The following is a 16,796-nucleotide window of genomic DNA, read 5'->3' as shown; positions in this document are numbered from 1 at the left end:
GGGGATGCGAGAGGGTGGCATCACGAATCTTGCGCCTTCTGCGGAGTGAAGAGGTCCTCGATCGTGCATTGGAAGACGTTCGCGAGCCGGAACGCTACCGGCAGGGACGGGTCATACCGGCCCTTCTCGATCGAGATGATGGTCTGGCGGGAGACGCCGAGCTCGTCAGCCAGTCGCTGCTGAGACCACCCGCGGGCCTGCCGGTGCTCCGGAAGCGCGTTCTCCACCTACTGCGCCGATCTCTTCAGCCACACGTAGCGCACGGCGAGGTCGAGCATGGCGAAGAGCACCAGCGCCGATATCGCCCATGTCAGGGGTGCTTCAACCCCCGCCAGGCCGAGTCCTCCGGCGCTGAGACCACCCACGATGAGGATGTCCCCGAACGCTCCGCTGGCCGCCTTGTCATACCAGGCCGACTCGATCGAGTCCTCGGGCTTGTCGAGTGCCCCGGCCAGCGTCGAGCGATCCACCAGCACCGCCCAGCCCAGCGCTGCACTGACCGGGAGGGTGACGACGAAGACCACAGAGAAGGCGAGAATGGGATCCTGTGTGGTGCCCAGGACTAGGAAGAGTCCGCCCAGACCGGCTGAGATGAGCGCGCCGATGGTCAGCGAGACGACCAACAACGTCGTCGAGCTGCCGCCGAATCGTGCTCGTCCCCATGCGCTCCGTGTCGCCCTGTTGGTGTCCATGCCGTCTGCCCTTCCCTCGTCCGCACCCTGTCGTGTCAAGCTCACCTTACAGACAAGCGTGCTTGACGTAAAGACTGCTTTACTAGTTCGAGGAGAGTCCGGACGCGTGAGGGCCCTGTCCCTGTTGAAGTATGACCTGGGCCTCGCCACCCCGGTGCTCATCGGCGACTTCTTCACCGTCCGGCGCCCGCCATGGTACTGATCTGCGCGGGTGGCCCGGCCCCCGCATGACCGTCACCATGTTCTACGCACTCACACGCCCGAAGCCCCGCGTGGAGTGCTGTGGCTGCATCTGCCACTGCATCGTGGCCATGTTCGCCGTCCTCGACGGAAGGCGTCTGCGGTCATCTTCGGTTGCCCTTAAGCGCGCTGGGTTCACACGTCACTGGGTCGAGCCCCGCCGCCATGCGGTGACGTGCCGTCGTCATGCCCTCGCACACAAGCGACAGCTTGCGTACGTTGCCGTTCATACGCAGCACATAGTCGACCGACTGCCAGTCAGCATCAACCGGTGGCACCGCCGTGAGCAGCGATGAGAACGCGATCGCACCCGCAGCCTCACCCATGGCCATGTACTGCGGCTCCATACGTACCGATCCGTGAGCACGGGGAGTCGCCGAGACATTCACTGTCACCATCAGGTTGTCGAGGTTGACCGGGTGGATCACGCCGCGAGGCACTTCATACCAGGGAACGGCCGCGTAAGAAGCCCAGTCGCGGTACATGACACCGTCCCAGTAGCGGTACTCGCTCGGCTTGTTGTCGACGTGGTACGTGCCGATCGCGATGCTCTCTTCGGCAACGCGCTGCGCCGGGTCGTCGATGTTGTGCATGGTCAGCGTCTCTTCGCCGACGATGCGCCGCCCCTCACGGATGTATGGCTCGTACGGCCAGTTCTCGTTGTCCGTGAACTCGTCCGCGCACAAACCGAAACCGGCCATGGATTCACGCACGCCTTCTGGCGTCTCATGCTGAAGGAACCACATCCAGTTGCGCTGATAGTCTTCCAGCTGATCGAATACGGCGTCGCGTTCGCCCGTGAACAGCCCGTCTGGCGCCGGGACGTTGGCGAATCCGTGTCCGTTGTTGAAGTCCCACTTCCCATCCTGGGTCGGGACGATTTGGACGGGCCCAGTAACTCGGCCGTGACCAGCGAGCTGGACTCCCCATGTCAGTCCGCCCTGCCAACGCCGCCACCCGTCGGCGTATCGCTCGTAGTTGCCTGTCTTCGCAAACGGAACCCTGTTGTTCTCGTCCTTCGTCACGCACAGGCGATAGGTCATTGAGATACGACCGTCACTGGCATCGTCGACCCATGACGCGGAGGGCGGGACACCGGTCGTGACGTAGGGGTTCTCCGCGAACGCAGCCTCGGCACCTGACACGTCCTCGGGTTCCAGCTTCGAGAGGACTTTCCAGACACGCTCTGCCCGTGGCTCGTCGTAGTCGAACCAGTCGCCGTAGCCCAGACGGTGGGGAGCGCCGGCAGCGGCGGCCAGTTCGCCGGTGTACGTCGCGTCCACGAAGACCGGGCCGCAATACTGGGAACGGGTGGTGGTGATGCAGTCGATCTGCTCGCCACTTTTCGCTACGGATTCAAGTGTCTCGTCCGTGAAGACCTCAACCCCGGCATCGCTGAGGTGCCCCCGGAAGATTTCCTCTGCATCGCTCGGAGTGACGTTCCAGGCTCCGGCGTCATCGTAGGTATCCCTCACCCCCTGGAAGAAGCGGTCAGCGTAGCCCGTCACCGCGGACTTCCCCCCGATATCGGCTGCGCCAAGACCGTTGGAGATGGCACCGCCAACAGTTGGATACTCGCTGATCAACGCGACTCGGTGCCCGTGCTTCTCACCCCGTTCCGCAGCAGTGACCGCGGCGGCAACACCGGACGGTGACCCACCGAAGACCACGACATCAAAGTCGGAGCGGACTACGGAGATCAGGGACGCCGCTGGTTCACGAGGAACATCGACGCCATCCGCTTCGACTGCACAGCCGGTGAGGCCGAAGACCGTTCCCGCTGAGACGAGGAACGCGAGTAAGACCTGACGCACCATTGATGGATTCGTCTTCGAGTCGCACACCGGTTCAGGCTGCAGGGTCCGTTCTGTCATCGATCTCGCTCCCATTCGGTGCTAGCAGCCGCTCATACTCCGATCCGGGCGCACGTGTAAATTGACGTGATAGTGATTTTCGGCGTCGATTTAGCACAATTATCACGACACGTTCCGGTCATTCACGACCGTCGCCAGACTGGGGTTGGATGTGCACTTATCCTCACGGCATAAAAGTACTTTCTGCCCTCGCTCATCCATAGGGTGGTCCGCACTCGTCAAGCACTGAGATCAGTACAGCGACTGCTCCATCCCACTCAACGCATACGTGGTCCCGTGCTTTTCTGCCCCCGGTCGTTGCGCCATGGGCCGTTACCTATTGACGGCGCCATCATCAGTCGGTCCAGACGAGGTGCAGGGCCTTCCCGAAGGCACCGGCGTCCCGAATGGCGGCAGGGTGACCCAGAAGAATCCCGTTCGAGCCCGTCGGACACGACGTGGCGGGCTCAGGCGGTCAGACGGTTATTGTCGGGGCTCATCGGTGATTCCTATTCTGAATCCACCGCTTTCCAGCTGTCCTAGTGCAGCACCCTTGGGGACAGCCTCACCGGACTGGCCCCCGGGCAAACCCCAGCGCCATCGCGCACAGGATCGCGAGGTGGTCTCGACCGGATCTCCACAGACGGATCTCATCGCCAGAAACCCGACTCACGCAGGGAAGCAGCAGACCGATGAATACAGCGCAGGACAACAGCGGGACGGAGGACCTACGCCGTGCCCTGCAGGAGCTGGGCAAACGGCTGGTCGGCTCGGTGATCGAGCCGCAGGACCCCCTCTACGACGAGGCCCGCGCGGTATGGAACGGGATGATCGATCGGCGTCCACGCGCCGTCATCCGGGCAGGCGCCGTGCAGGACATCGCCCCAGTGCTCGAGGTGGCACGGAACACCGGCCTGGCGTTGGCCGTGCGTGGTGGCGGGCACAGCATCGCCGGTCACGGCACGGTCGAGGACGGCCTGGTGCTGGACCTGGGTGCCTTGCGGAGCGTGGAGGTCGACGTCGAACGCCGGTTGGTGACCGTGGCACCTGGAGCAAGACTGTCGGACGTCGATCGGGCGACCACCGCCCACGGGTTGGTCGTGCCGCTCGGGGAGGTCAGCATGACCGGGGTCGCCGGGCTGACACTCGGCGGGGGGGTCGGCTGGCTGACCCGGACCCACGGTCTGAGCCTGGACAACCTGGTCGCTGCCGACCTGGTCACCGCCCGCGGTGAGCACCTGCATGCCAGTGAGCAGGAGAACCCGGAGCTGTTCTGGGGCCTGCGCGGCGGGGGCGGGAACTTCGGCGTGGTGTCGTCCTTCACCTTCCGGGCACACCCGCTGCCGGCCGAGGTCCTGTGCGCCAACCTCTTCTACAGGCCCGCGCGCTGGCGAGATGCCCTACGTGCCTTCGACCGGTGGGCCCAGGAGCTGCCCGAGGAGATGAACGCAGGCATCACCTTCATCGTGCTCCCGCCCGAGCTGGGCGTGGGCCGGCAACCCTGGATGGTGCTCGGCTGTGTGTGGGCGTCCGAAGACCACGACGCCGGCCGGGGGTTGATCGAGCGCCTACGGTCGGCCGTGGCCCCGGATGCGGAGGAGACCGCCCCGACCTCCTGGACCGTCTGGCAGTCCGCGATGGACGAGATGTTGCCCCCAGGCTCCCGGAGCTACCTGAAGAACCAACCCATCACCGGACTGGACGAGACAGCACGTGAGGTGCTCGTGGACGTGGCCTCGGATATGACCTGGTTCGGGACCGCGATCAACATCTACACCATGGGCGGAGCCTTCGGCCGGATCCCCGACGATGCGACCGCTTTTCCCGATCGCTCGGCGAAGTACTGGGTTGAGATCACCGGCTTCTGGACCGACCCGGCCGAGGACCAGCGGCTCAGCGCGTTCGCCCGGACGGCCCACGCCCGGCTCCAGCCCTTTGCCGCCGCAGGACAGTACGTCAACTTCATCGGTGAACCCCTAGCGGGAGCAGAGGAGACGGCAGAGACGGCACGCCGGGCCTATGGACTCGTCAAGTACGAGCGGCTGGTGGCCCTGAAGAATCGCTACGACCCGGAGAACCTCTTCCGCCTCAACCACAACGTCATTCCCGTTAACGCAGGGACCCCGTCCTAGCTCTGGGACAGGCCATGAGCATGCCACGGCACGGGGCAATGGAGTTCACTGGAGGGCATCCCGACCTGTTGACGAGGAGCTCAGGAGAGAAAGCACCACCAGCAGCAGCATCAGGTCTGAGGCAACCGATGGTGAGTCATGTGCGCCACGCCGGTCCCGGTGTTCGGGACAAGGTTGTGGCAACTGCTATGGCTCCGACAACCTGGGCCACCCCAAGCGCGCGAGTCAGTCCTGGACGCTCTCGGAACCACGCCATCATCGGAGCCCACGGGCCAAACTCCCATCTCGCGCAATGTTCCACTGGGAACAACGTGGTGAGAACTCCGTCACCGATTTTCAGCATGATCACTGTTTCTGCGATCCGCACGTCCACGAGAGCCTCCTCCGGGATGAGGAACACATGTTCCGCATCGCTGCGTGTCGGCATTCTAGGACCTTCGGCGGAACGGTCTCCATACTTAAGCCGCGGGCTCGTGAGTGTCCGCCGCGGTCGAAGGCCCAGCGCCAGCTTCCATGAACTCATTGAACAGGACGAAACGCCCGGGGTTCACGGGGTCGACGTACACCGTGAGGAGTTCTCCCGGGGCCCATGCCGGGTCCGGATACCGTGCCGTGGACCCGAAGGAGTTCCAGGCGCTGCTGAAGGTTGAGATCTCACCGTGCAGGACCTGGCCATGAACGGGATAATCCAGGGTGGCTGTCGTCTGCGTGATGTATCTGCGTCCGGAGTCCCGTGACACGTGCGTTGAATGCTCCACGCTCACACGTCCCACGACGCCGGTGGTCTCGATTCCCCCGCTCTTCAGACGGTTGTAGTGGATCTGTTCGCCGTACTCGAGGGTGAGGTGAACGCAGCCGACACCGAGGATCAGGGTCGCCAGGCCCAGCGCAATCCAACGAAGGATTCCCGTTCGGCGGGCTATACGCTGGTTGTCCCAGCCCGGGGCGAAGTAGCCATTGCCCTGACCGTCATTGACGTACCACTTCGTCGTATTGCTCATCTCAAAGGCGAAACGGCTCCTCGAGACGCAGGGGGATCGCGTCCACCCCTGAGGAGGGACGAACACCTGTCGGGAAGCGTCCTCGATCGGCAACTGTGAGACAGGCTGGTCATTCGGGCGTGCGTTCACGAGACAGATCCTTTCCGCCCAGCGGTTGGATGGGTGTCTGCCCAACGCGAGGTCGAGACCGCCCTCCAGTCATGGCTCGTTCAGCCTCACGATTCTCTCGCACATGGTCGCACATGAATCACGCCCCGCGGATGGTTGCGCTGTCGTGCCACTCCCCCCCCCCCCCCAGGGACACACCGGAGGTTGCGCTACTGACGGCCGTGGCGCCCCGGGGAGCAGGCTTCAATCACGGTTCGGTCCCGAAGCACCGTTCGGCCTAGCGAAGAGCGGTTTTCGACGCAACGACGGGATAGCTTGAGTGTGCCTGCTGCTCCTCGCGGCCCCTGGGGTGAGGTCCTCGCCCTGCCGGAAATGAGTGGCAGTTCTTCCTGTCATCGCCATCGCTGTCGCACGCACCTTCCGAGAGGACCCTCCATTGACACATACGTCATTGCCCGCACCCCGACCGCCCGCTTCCAGTAGGAAGGCGGCCACGGCCGCGGTGCTCGGCACCGTGCTGGTGGCGGCATCGCTGTCGGCGATCCCGGCCAATGCCGCCACCGGGGCCGGGACCATCGCCCCCTACGGCGGTTACGTCCAGGACATCTCCATCGTCGAGGACCGGCTCACCGCCGAGGACGACCACCTGACGGTGGCCGTCGACTTCTGCCTGGTCCCGGGCTCCGCCGCCCGCCGGGGCGTCGAGGACATCTGGCTGGACACCGCCACGCCCATCGCCGACTACGAAGGCCCCTACGACCGCTTCATGTTCTACACGGGCATGACCGTCGGGGACGCCACCGGGAAGAACACGTTCCGGGTGGAGATGCAGGCCGCCCCGCTGGAGACCGAGGTGCCGCTGTCGCAGGCGATGATCTCCTTGTATCCGATCTCAGGACCGGCGACCTCGAAGGGTGGTTGTGGCACGGTAGAACTGCCGGTTCAGATCCCGCCGTACTACTGGGAAGACAGGTCCCTGACGAAGTCCTTCACGGGCAGCGACGCATTCGGCAACCGGTTCACCGACAAGGTCACCCTGGGCCGCGGCGGCCTAGACACCCTTGATGCGGCCGAGCCGCAGCTGCGCCCCGACCTGCTCTGGGACGGCTCCGTCGAGTGGTACTCGATCACCCCCGAGGGCCCGGCCGAGTCCGTGTCGCTCACCCTGGACATCCCCGGTCAGTGCAGCGACGTGGAGTGGATGGGATCTTCCGCCGGAGAGGGCACCGAGGACTGGCGGACTGGCCGGGTCTCCTGCGCCCAGGGCGTGGTGCGAGCCCGCCTCGACGGCGGCCTGGCCGGGAACGAGCGATTCACCGTGGATGCCCGGGACACTTCGGGCCTCACCCCCGGGGAGTCGGTCGCGGGCCGGACCACCGTCAACCTCGACGGGGAATACCACCGACTGTCGGAGACCGTCGAACTGGCCGAGGCCACCGCCTCCTTCGAACGCCCCTGGGTCCCGGTGGCCCACGGGGACCTGTGCCCGGTGTCCTTCTCGGACATCCGTCCCGGAGGGGCGTTCTTCGGGCCCATCCAGTGGCTGGGCTGCGAGGGCATCTCTGCCGGCCAGTCCAACGGGGCCTTCGGCGTGAACCGGCAGATCACCCGCGGGGAACTGGCGGCCTTCCTGATGCGCGCCTACGGTGAGAAGCACCTGGATCCCATCACCGCGCGCCAAGAGCGGCGATGGCTGCCGCCTAAGACCAGCCCGTTCACGGACATGACGCCCCGTTCGGCCCACTACGCGGCGGCGACCTGGCTACGCTCGATGGGCATCGCCGGCTACGCCGACGGCACCTTCAAGCCCAGCCAGCCGGTCTCCCGTGTCGAGGCCGCGCAGTTCATCTACCTGGCCGACCACGCCGGCGAGGACTGGAACGCACCGTCCAGAAGCCCGTTCGCTGACATCCCGGCCACGTACAGCCGCTTCGAGGCGATCAGCTACCTGTACGCCACCGGTGCCACCCGCGGTTACACCGACGGCACCTTCCGCCCGAGCCGGGACATCACCCGCGGGGAGATGGCCAAGTTCGTCGAGACGGTCTTCAACGACTGACCCGGCAGCATCGTGACACGGCACAGGCCGGTCGGCGCCCTACCGGCACCGGCCGGCTTGTGCCGTTTGCACCTCCCAACGCCCCGAAGGGTCGTGCGGGCCCCTGATGAAAGGAATGCTGCTGCGTGAGGACCGTCGGCCTGCCGTGGAGTCCGAAGCGTTGATCCTGCTCCCGGACGCGGTGGAGGAGGTGGAGGACGTCGTCTCCCAGCCGGAGCGGTGTCTGGTGAGCATGTATGCCGAACCGCAACGGGCAGCGCGAGTGTGGCGCGAGCGACGGACGAGACACCCCTACGGTAGCGAGGGGCTGCTGCGCCTGTCCTACTGCGGAGGAGAACTCCTAAGCCCGGGCTGAGGGGATGAGGTCTCCGGAGTGTGGTTCGCCCTGATCGAGTGCGTCCAGGCGTACGTGGAGACCGGCAGAGGCTTGACGTCGTTCCCCGGCCAACCGGTGGACGTGGAGTTGCGTCGCACCGCGGCGGGAGGACGACGCCGCACCCCGCAATTGACTTGCCAATGAGGAAACTGATTCACTTGCAGATATGGAAAACAATGCCTCCGCCGAACCCACCGCTCGACCCTCCAGCATCCAGGCGCAACGGCTCCTGCATGACCTGGAGTCCGATCGAGCGGCCCTGGCAGAGCGGCTCGCGGCGCCCGGGTGGCTCTACCCGCTCGTGGCCCTGATCGTCGCCGGTTACGTGGCCACACCAGCCGTCCGGTCGAGCGAGCCACGCAACGCCGTGGTGGGAGGTCTCATCGTCGGCACCATCGTCGTGCTGATCGCCTACCAGCGGCTGTCCGGAGTTCGGGTGGGGCGCATACGCGTCCGGGCCGGTGCGGTGCTGACGGCCCTGCTCGTGGTGACCCTGGTGTTGCTGAGCACGTCCTATGGCCTGGTGGCGTCGCTGAGCGCGTGGTGGGTGCTGGCACCGGCATCAGCGTGCTTCGTGGTGGTCCTGTTCGGCGGCCGATGGTTCGATCGCCTGTACCGAGAGGACCTGGGTCATGGCCGCTGAAGCCGCTTTCGACGACACCATCCACGCCCCTCTCCGTCTTCGCATCTGCGGGGTTCTTCGCCACCTCGAGGAGATCGACTTCGCAGTACTGCGCGACACCCTGGGCACCACCGACGCCACGTTGTCCAAGCATCTCAGAGTGCTCCTCGACGCGGATTACATATCGATGACCAAGAGTCCATCACCGAACCGCGCCGATGCGCGGCGCCTCACCTGGATCAGGCAGACGCGGACCGGCAGGCAAGCCTTCGACGCGCACATGGAAGAACTTAGGCGGATCGCAGCCGGGCTCTCCACCACATCAGCCGACCCCCCGTGAAGCCGACCCGCCGCCTGAGGATCCCCCAGCCTGGGGCGGAGAGCCCGCCATGCTGGTGACGCACGATCGACCCGTGCACAACGAGCGGCGACGGGGGGCGGCACCAGGCGGGCCGCACGGGTTGTCTCGACCATCGCGTGGTCCGTCAGCAGAGCGTCGACGTGTTCGAGACATCTCCCACGCGCCCTCAGTCCACGAGCTGGAGATCGAACTCCGCAGGGCCAGGAAGTGTGTCGTGATCATCGGCAAGGGACATGTAGTTCACGGAGTGGAGATATCCATCGATCACCCACAGTTCCACGAGTCCCAGACACTCCCCCCGGCGCCGGACCTCGAGGACGGAGAACGGGCCGCCCTCATGATGGATGCGAGTAGACGGTGGCAGCTCGGCGACGGAGAGGCGGAAGCAGTCGCAGTCCTCGAACTCGTAGCCTCCCCACCGGGCAGACCGGAGCTGCTCGCGCACCGGCACGCGGTGCGGATCATCGCCACCGCAGAGCAGCTCCAGGAGAACGCGCTCGAGCGAGGTGAAGGGATCCCCGGCCATGCGCTGACGACGTGCCTTCATCTCGTCACCGTACGACACCACGGGGTGGTTCGGTGCCATGGACCGCGACGTGGGACGCTGCCCGATGGCGAAGGAACAGGGAGGACCCGTCCCTGGTCGTGCCCAGGAACCGGCCCCCCCCTCGCCGAGGTGCCGGGTGGTTACCTGCCGGCCGTGATGGTCAGCGACTGTGCCCTGCTCGTGGTGTGGACCGGAGACCAGGACGTCTTGGTGACCTGCTTGGAGGTCGTCGTCGACGTGTACAGGTAGTCCCTGACGGACTCTACGTACGGGTAGAGCGTGACCTTGGCGGTCGACCCCGGGACCGGTTTCACGGCCCCCTCGGACACGGTGTCCTCCAGCCACAGCACCTCGTTGGCCAAGTCGTTGGCCCGGTTCGAGGCGGTGTCGGGGAAGCGGGCTGCGAGGGCCTCATAGGATCCGTCGAAAGCGCCGGTGCACTTAAGGTCGATGAACTCGATATCCACGCGGCCAAGGAACGGGTCGACATCGGATTCCACCGGCCAGACCTTGGCCACCGTGCACGTCATGGCCACCGCGCTATCACCGTCGGACACCAGTTTCCTGGTGGTGCTCTTCACGGTGGTCGTCGTGGTGACGGGGACCTGGTACTTCACCGTCGTGGTGGCACTGTATTTCCCAGCCTTCAAGCGAGCAGTGGGCTTGGCAGAGACGAGCGTCTTGGATCCTTGCTTGACGGTCAGCGTCTTGGACACCAGTCGGGCTCCCGAGGCGAGGGATACGTTGGGCGCCACGGTGACCGTGCCACCGCGTGGTGCGGTCTTGGCGGGGATGGTCTTGACGGTGACGGCCTCGCGCACCACCAGCGCCTGGGTCCTGCTGGCCGTCTTCGAGACGGACCCGACCTTGTAGGTGACCCGGGTGGTGACCGAATAGGTGCCGGCCTTGAGCGAGGCGCTGGCCTTGCCGGAGACGAGCGTCTTGGTGCCTTGCTTGACCGTGAGCGTCTGCGCGGTCACGGAGGCACCGGCGCCCGCGACGGCCGAGGGACGAACCGTGGCGCGGCCCCCGACCTTCACGATCGGGCTCGCGATCATCTGGAGAGTGACGCGTGGGGTGGAGGTGGACGCCGCCACGAAACCGGTGGCGACTGCGGCGGTGCTTGCGGGCGACGAAGACGGAGCGGCCGAAGCCCCCGCCGCCGTGCCGAGTACGAGCGATGAGACGGTTGCGATGGTCGCGATGGCGCGACCCCATGATGAGGCCAAGTGGTTCCCCTGCAAGTCAGGCGGCGCTTATGGCGCCTGCGCGTGTGATGCAGGCATCATAACCGCCTCCGGAGTGCCCGACGGGGACATCCCAGGGTGGGGGCCCTGCCGTTCACGCAGGGCCGTGGAGAAGGCGCCGACAGTGTCAGCTGCTGGCACCCGCCATCAGGGTGGTCAGTCGGTGCGGATGAGGCACCAGGCCTTCTCGAAGGCACCAGCGTCCAGGTCGGACTGGCGCATCCACACCTCCAGGCTGCCGGCGTCCCCGAACCAGCCCTCCAGCACGGTCCAGCTCTCGATCTCCAGGATGAGCCGGTATTCGTCGCCGCCAGTAAGCGGCAGGACCTCGGGCAGGATGTCCAGGGTGGCGGTGTGGTGGCCCCGGGAGCTGTAGCCGTAGGCGTGGGTGGTGGGGATCGCGTAGTCCCCGCCGATGCCTCGCTGGGTGATCCACGCCCGTTGCAGGGCCTGGGTGAGTTCCTCGAGCCGGTCGACGTCACCGGCGTTCTGGGGGGAGAGGTCGAGGGGCGAGGGCAGGGCGAAACTGGAGAACGGCAAGGCCAGCTGGCACACCTGGTGTGGAGTGTTTCCGGGCCCGGGGGCCTCGATCAGGGCTGGGCGTGTGCCCGTCGGATCATGGGACTGACCGCCCGTCGGGTACGCGGGAACTTGCGTCACGATGACAGCCCAGGCGCCTCGGGCCTGATCACCGGGGTCATACCCGAAGGTCCGCAGATCGTGGAAGACCTGCAGGATGCCCATCCGCGGCAACCCTTCCTGGAGCTGCCCTGCTGGCCAGGTGGCCTTCCCGGCGCGGTCGATGTCCCCGTCCAAACCAGCCAGGTCGATGGTCGCCACGTGCGACAGCGGGGTGCCGTCTGCCGCGTGCGGCCAAGCGCCCACGTCCACGGTCGGCCCACCGAACCAGCAGACCTGAGCTCCAGTCGGCCAGACGTCGCGCAGCTCCTCCTCTCCAGGTTCGAAGCTCTGCTCGCTGAAGGTTGGCGAGTAGAGCAGGCGGTCCTGCCATTGCGTCCCATCCTGCTCCCGGAGCCAGTCGAGAGCGGCCGGGTAGGTCCCGTGGATGGGCGGGAAGGACTCGGGTGAGAGAGTCAAACGGTAGCTCCTAGGGTTCTGAATGTGCGTGGTCGCTGCCCTGAGGAAGTCGTCGACCGCTGAGACGGCCCCGATCGAGTGCAGCCGTACCCATGACGAGTTCCGGCCGCGGCCGGGCTCAGGCCCAGAATGTGTCGGATGCGGCGGTGTCCTCCAGGAACTCCCGGCACTCGATGACCTTGCCGTCCCGCAGGACGAACACGGTGACCGTGTCCTGATCCAGGGTCTTGCCATTCCTGACCGCATGACTGTGGTGGATCCCCACCGTATGGGTCTCCCCGCCGATGATGTCCCGGACCGTCACCCGCAGGGACCCTTGGGACCGCTCACCCAGCTCTCGGAAGAACGCCAGGATGGCCTCTCGTCCTCGCTTGGCCCCTGATAGCGCACCCTGTCCGGGGACGTGCCAGACCGCGTCCTCGCCGAACAATTCGCCGAGGGCCCCAAGATCCCCTGCGCTGAAGGCCTCGTAGCCGCGCCGAACCAGTTCGGCGTCTTCAACCGCTCCCATGCCCAACACCTCTCCTTCGCCGGTCGTGTCCGGACGGCTTGAGAGTATTCCCGGCCCCCACCCCCGGTCGAGGTCCAGGAGCCCGGTGCTCCGCTGGGTGAACCGCGCGCCAGGACTATCCGCTGCACCCGGGACCCCGTGTAATCTCGTCGCTCACGGTGGGTGCTCGCCACCGGACCGGCACGGCGTCGAGTGCGCAGGCACAGGCGTGGGACGGCGGGGAAGGGAGACGTCCGTGGAGTTCCAGGGCGCCATGGAGGCAGTGGGCAAGGCGGTGGACATCGCCGGAGTGGTGGCGATCGTGGTGGGCATCGCCGTGGCGAGCTTCATCGCCGCCGGGGCGCTGCTCGGCAAGGGGCCGGATCGGACAGACGTCTATCACCAGTATCGACGACGCCTGGGGCGGTCCATCCTGCTGGGGCTGGAACTGCTCGTGGCCGCGGACATCATCCGGACCGTGGCCGTCACGCCCACCTTCGCCTCGGTCGGCGTGCTGGCGCTGATCGTCCTGATCCGCACCTTCCTGAGCTTCTCCCTCGAGCTCGAGATCACCGGCCGGTGGCCCTGGCAGAAGAAACCCCTGGAGACATAGGCACGGCCGGCCCCGGTGCCGTTGGCTCGTTTCCTCCCCCTCCCCCGCCTGACCGTGGTCCCCGCGACAGACACGCAGGACCGTGCCGGTGCCGGCGAGCGCTGATTCCCGGCACGGGCGGCGATGCTACCACGACCAGGGGTCCTCCCGCCGCACGGCAGGAGGACCCCTGGTCCCGGGCCCTGCCTACTGGACCGGAATGTTGCCGGCGTAGTCCGTCTGGTATCCGGTCACCGGCTGGTGCGGGATCTCCTCCCACCGTTCCGGATCCTCGTGCTGCACCTCTCCCGTGGCCATCCCGAGCAGGAGTTCCTTCAGTGCCAGCACGTTCTGTCGGACCGACTTGCCACGGGCCTTCTGTCCCAGGCTGCCGTCGGAGGTGTTGCCGCTCGTCTCGAAGAACACGACCGGGTTGGTGTGCCCTTCGGGGTTCAACCCCTGGTAGTCCAGACCGAGCATCATGGCCGAGACGACACCGCCCTTGATGTCGATCTCCATCCCGTTGCCCACCTGATAGCGGTCCATGTTGATGGATCCGTACTTCGAGAGCTGGTCGTAGACGTGCACGAGCATCTGCCGGGTCAGGACGTCGTAGGCCCCTCCTTCAAGCCCGGGCAAGGTGGGCCCGCCGGGTGCCAGGGAGATGCCGAGAGACAGGGTCACGTCATCGCCTGTTCCCCATTCCTTCTTCAGGCCCTGGTGATGGATGTCCACCCCGAAGGCCGGGTCCACCATGGTCCAGTACTCGTAGAAGGCCAGGGACTCCTTCGCGGCGAAGCCGTTCGCGGTCCAGTCCCGGTTGAGGTCGACGCGCTGTTCACGCCCGTTCCCACCGGGCTCGGGGGATCCGGTCACGTCATCCCACAGGAGCGTATGGCGGATGTTCGCCTCGGCGCCGTCCGGGTTGTACATCGGGATGATGTGGAAGGTGTACTTCTCGCGCAGGAGGTCGTAGTCCGATGACCCGTTCGTCCCCAGGTCCTTGAGGAGGGTCAGCAGGGAATCGGTGCCATAGGGTTCGTTGCCGTGGATCCGTCCTTGGAGCCAGACGTCCTCCGGCCCCGTTCCCACGGTGGCGACGTAGAGGTCGCGGCCCTGTTCGGAGGTGTTCACGGACGTCCCGGCCTCGGCGAGGGTGAAGACGTCCACGGCGAAGCGTGAGGTCTGCTCCAGCTTCTTCAGCTCCTTCTCGACATCCGCAGGGGTCAGGATGCTGGAGATGGTGGTCTCGCCCGTGGGCGAGGGGAAATTCGCGTCCGCCATCGCGGGTGCGACGCCGGCCGGCACCGCGAGCGCCAAAGACGCCGCGGTCACGACGGCCGCAAGGCGGCCGCGCCGTGTGGATCGTGGGGTGGACTGCATGACCCTCCTGAGGATTCTTCCGTGGTGTCACGGCGACATACGTACTGGTCAGGGCCACGATCGTCGATGAACGAGGCCCTCCCGCAGTGTAGATGTGTCCCATGTCACCTCAAGGTGACGGCCTGAACCGTGGACTGACTGCTCGTCGGACGCCCCGAACGGCGGGTGAGGTCCATTCGACCCCCGCATACCTGATGATCTATCTGCGGGCAGCGGCCAGCATGCACGGTCCCCGTGACCGTGTCCGGGCGGCACGATGACAGGGCGGCCTCGGAGCAGGGCCGAACGCCGTTCACGCTGGCCATGAGCAGCAATGCGGGCACGTCGCTGTTGTCGACGGTCGCGGGGGCCATGATCACGACCGTCGGTGCCGTCTTCTCGCTGACCGTGATCAGCCTGCACCGCCCATCTCCACGCCGAGGGCCACCCCGAGCGGGCGGCAGCCCTGGACGAGTTCGCCGGAGACGTCGCGTGACCGCTTCGAGCACGAGTGATCGCCGTGCGGCGCATCGGGGCAAGTCAGGTAGCCCTGGGGTACCGGCCCCGGGGCCTGCGAGCGCGGTCCGGGCCTAGATTCGATATCGGTCGAGGACATGCCGGGAATCCCCCCCTCCAATCCCGGCATGTCCTCGATTCCGCGGGGCCACGCCGGCACGTCCGGCGGCACGCGAGGCAGCTCGAGTTGGGAGACGGGCGATGGACCTGTAGTGTGGGGTGTTCCGACGCGGGGTGGAGCAGTTCGGTAGCTCGCCGGGCTCATAACCCGGAGGTCGCAAGTTCAAATCTTGCCCCCGCAACGAAGAAGACCCCGGCCCCTCAGGGCCGGGGTCTTCGTGTTTCCTCGCCGTATCCGGCCCCGTGGCCATCCTCCCCGTCCACGTCCGGGTGTCGTGGGGCTGGGAGCTGCACTCGTTCGCTCGGAGCTGCCGGGGGCCGGGCGCGGTGGGTGGTGCCGGTTGGGCGAGGAGCTCCGAGGCGATCTTCATGGGTACCGCCGTGGGCGGGGTGGGTGCGTCCAGGTCAACCGTGTGGTGAAGGTACTCCGTGCCGTTGGTGACGGTGACACCACGAGTCGGTCTGCGCGTCCTCGACGGCGGACAGGTCACGCAAGAAGGTGCCGAGATCCTTCACGGTTACCTCGGGTCAGGTGCCCAGGATGCGCGCCTTCTGCGCCTGGAACTCGGCGTCGGTGAGCACTCCCTGATCGCGCAACGCGCCGAGGTCCTTGAGCTGGGCAAGCCGCTCGTCCATGCCCGAGCCGGCGGGAGCCGCGTTGACCGGTGCGGCGTATTCCTGCTGAGGTGGTGCCGCGTAGGGCGGCGGGGCCGCGTACTCCTGCTGCGCCTGTTCCTGGGCCGCCCACCGTCCCGCCTGACGCCTGGAGACGCGATTCGACACGGCAGTGGCCGTGCCGGCGACGACGGCCGTGCGGGCCATGCCCCTGAGAAGTCCCATGATCCCTGCCTAGTGCTCGTCGGGTAGTGGCCGGTCAGGCCGCGGTATCGAGGGCGTCGAGCGCCTCGAGAATACTCATCAGGGGAATCCGGCCGCTGGCCACCATCTGGCCTCCGGACCGCCGCAGCGCGCTCGCCAGCGGGGCCGCCCAGACGTTCTCGTACACGAGGACCGCAGCCGAGCAGTTCGGTTCCAGGACGCTGCCGGTCTCCTCGATGTCCTCCGGGCCCAGCAGGCCGGAGGACGCGCCCTCGAAGACGCCGAGGTCCAGCTGCCCGTCGCCGTCGACGTCGCTGAGCGTGACGATGCTCGCCTGTCCCTGTTCGTCCTTGTGGACGAACACGAAGTCGATGATCCGGATCAGGCCTCGATCCACCAGGTCGAGCATCAGCGGGAATGCCTCACCGGTCATCCGGTTGCCGGGGAACTCGATCACCAGGTAGTCGACCGGCCCCATCTCACGAGTCTGTTCCGTCATCGTCGCTCCTTGTCCGCATCCTCCGGCAACCCCGCCGGGTCGCTGCGCACCGGGTGCCCTCG

Annotated in this window: 16 protein-coding genes and 1 tRNA gene; 6 read left to right on the top strand and 11 right to left on the bottom strand. The window is 66.4% G+C overall.

The features are described from left to right. Positions 1–20: 20 nt before the first annotated feature. From GGQ69_RS05060 to GGQ69_RS05050, 3 genes are all read right to left on the bottom strand, one after another. The gene (locus GGQ69_RS05060; protein ID WP_183525424.1) at positions 21–227 is read right to left on the bottom strand and encodes a helix-turn-helix transcriptional regulator; all 207 of its coding nucleotides are present in this window, start codon (positions 225–227) and stop codon (positions 21–23) included. After that, positions 228–692 (bottom strand): hypothetical protein, encoded by a 465-nt coding sequence (locus tag GGQ69_RS05055; RefSeq protein WP_183528618.1) that lies wholly within the window; start codon positions 690–692, stop codon positions 228–230. It abuts the gene before it with no gap. Positions 693–1,036: 344 nt separating this feature from the next. After that, positions 1,037–2,806 (bottom strand): FAD-dependent oxidoreductase, encoded by a 1,770-nt coding sequence (locus tag GGQ69_RS05050; protein WP_183525421.1) that lies wholly within the window; start codon positions 2,804–2,806, stop codon positions 1,037–1,039. 671 nt (positions 2,807–3,477) lie between these two features. Here GGQ69_RS05050 and GGQ69_RS05045 point away from each other — a divergent pair. Continuing rightward, on the top strand, positions 3,478–4,917 hold the full coding sequence (locus GGQ69_RS05045; protein WP_183525418.1) for an FAD-binding oxidoreductase: 1,440 nt from the start codon (positions 3,478–3,480) through the stop codon (positions 4,915–4,917). Between the two features lie 458 nt (positions 4,918–5,375). On the opposite strand, the gene GGQ69_RS05040 is transcribed toward GGQ69_RS05045, so the two are convergent. Then, positions 5,376–5,918 (bottom strand): DUF3592 domain-containing protein, encoded by a 543-nt coding sequence (locus GGQ69_RS05040; RefSeq protein ID WP_183525415.1) that lies wholly within the window; start codon positions 5,916–5,918, stop codon positions 5,376–5,378. Positions 5,919–6,528: 610 nt separating this feature from the next. Between GGQ69_RS05040 and GGQ69_RS16810 the strand changes: the two genes are divergently transcribed. From GGQ69_RS16810 to GGQ69_RS05025, 3 genes are all read left to right on the top strand, one after another. Then, the gene (locus tag GGQ69_RS16810) at positions 6,529–8,085 is read left to right on the top strand and encodes an S-layer homology domain-containing protein (protein WP_183525412.1); all 1,557 of its coding nucleotides are present in this window, start codon (positions 6,529–6,531) and stop codon (positions 8,083–8,085) included. A gap of 542 nt (positions 8,086–8,627) precedes the next feature. Beyond that, entirely contained in the window at positions 8,628–9,104 is a 477-nt protein-coding gene (locus tag GGQ69_RS05030; protein ID WP_183525410.1) for a hypothetical protein, read from the top strand. After that, positions 9,094–9,423 carry a transcriptional regulator gene (locus GGQ69_RS05025; RefSeq protein WP_183525408.1) on the top strand — a complete coding sequence of 110 codons (330 nt, stop codon included), beginning with the start codon at positions 9,094–9,096 and terminating at the stop codon, positions 9,421–9,423. Before GGQ69_RS05030 ends, GGQ69_RS05025 begins: the two co-directional genes overlap by 11 nt. 187 nt (positions 9,424–9,610) lie before the next feature. On the opposite strand, the gene GGQ69_RS05020 is transcribed toward GGQ69_RS05025, so the two are convergent. The 4 genes from GGQ69_RS05020 to GGQ69_RS05005 all read right to left on the bottom strand — a co-directional run bounded on the left by GGQ69_RS05020 (position 9,611) and on the right by GGQ69_RS05005 (position 12,847). Next, entirely contained in the window at positions 9,611–9,991 is a 381-nt protein-coding gene (locus GGQ69_RS05020; protein WP_183525405.1) for a hypothetical protein, read from the bottom strand. Between the two features lie 140 nt (positions 9,992–10,131). Further along, the gene (locus tag GGQ69_RS05015; protein WP_183525402.1) at positions 10,132–11,049 is read right to left on the bottom strand and encodes a hypothetical protein; all 918 of its coding nucleotides are present in this window, start codon (positions 11,047–11,049) and stop codon (positions 10,132–10,134) included. A gap of 345 nt (positions 11,050–11,394) precedes the next feature. Further along, a complete protein-coding gene (locus tag GGQ69_RS05010; RefSeq protein ID WP_183525399.1) occupies positions 11,395–12,336 on the bottom strand; it encodes a DUF1963 domain-containing protein in 942 nt (313 codons plus the stop codon). 118 nt (positions 12,337–12,454) lie between these two features. Continuing rightward, positions 12,455–12,847 (bottom strand): nuclear transport factor 2 family protein, encoded by a 393-nt coding sequence (locus GGQ69_RS05005; RefSeq protein ID WP_183525396.1) that lies wholly within the window; start codon positions 12,845–12,847, stop codon positions 12,455–12,457. A gap of 235 nt (positions 12,848–13,082) precedes the next feature. On the opposite strand from GGQ69_RS05005, the gene GGQ69_RS05000 reads away from it, so the two are divergent. After that, entirely contained in the window at positions 13,083–13,439 is a 357-nt protein-coding gene (locus GGQ69_RS05000) for a DUF1622 domain-containing protein (RefSeq protein WP_183525393.1), read from the top strand. 186 nt (positions 13,440–13,625) lie between these two features. On the opposite strand, the gene GGQ69_RS04995 is transcribed toward GGQ69_RS05000, so the two are convergent. Continuing rightward, complete coding sequence (locus GGQ69_RS04995) at positions 13,626–14,801, bottom strand: M14 family zinc carboxypeptidase (RefSeq protein ID WP_183525390.1); 1,176 nt, start codon at positions 14,799–14,801, stop codon at positions 13,626–13,628. 723 nt (positions 14,802–15,524) lie between these two features. Between GGQ69_RS04995 and GGQ69_RS04990 the strand changes: the two genes are divergently transcribed. Next, positions 15,525–15,598, top strand: a tRNA-Met gene (locus GGQ69_RS04990). Between the two features lie 346 nt (positions 15,599–15,944). Here GGQ69_RS04990 and GGQ69_RS04985 read toward each other — a convergent pair. Then, positions 15,945–16,256: an SHOCT domain-containing protein gene (locus tag GGQ69_RS04985; protein ID WP_255459421.1), complete on the bottom strand. Its 312-nt coding sequence runs from the start codon at positions 16,254–16,256 to the stop codon at positions 15,945–15,947. Positions 16,257–16,290: 34 nt separating this feature from the next. After that, positions 16,291–16,734, bottom strand: coding sequence for a DUF6325 family protein (locus tag GGQ69_RS04980; protein ID WP_183525387.1), 444 nt, complete (start codon positions 16,732–16,734; stop codon positions 16,291–16,293). Between the last annotated feature and the right edge of the window lie 62 nt (positions 16,735–16,796).

Source organism: Micrococcus sp. TA1 (genome assembly GCF_014199555.1).
Lineage (GTDB): Bacteria > Actinomycetota > Actinomycetes > Actinomycetales > Micrococcaceae > Citricoccus.
This window is presented reverse-complemented; position numbering and strand designations above follow the sequence as displayed.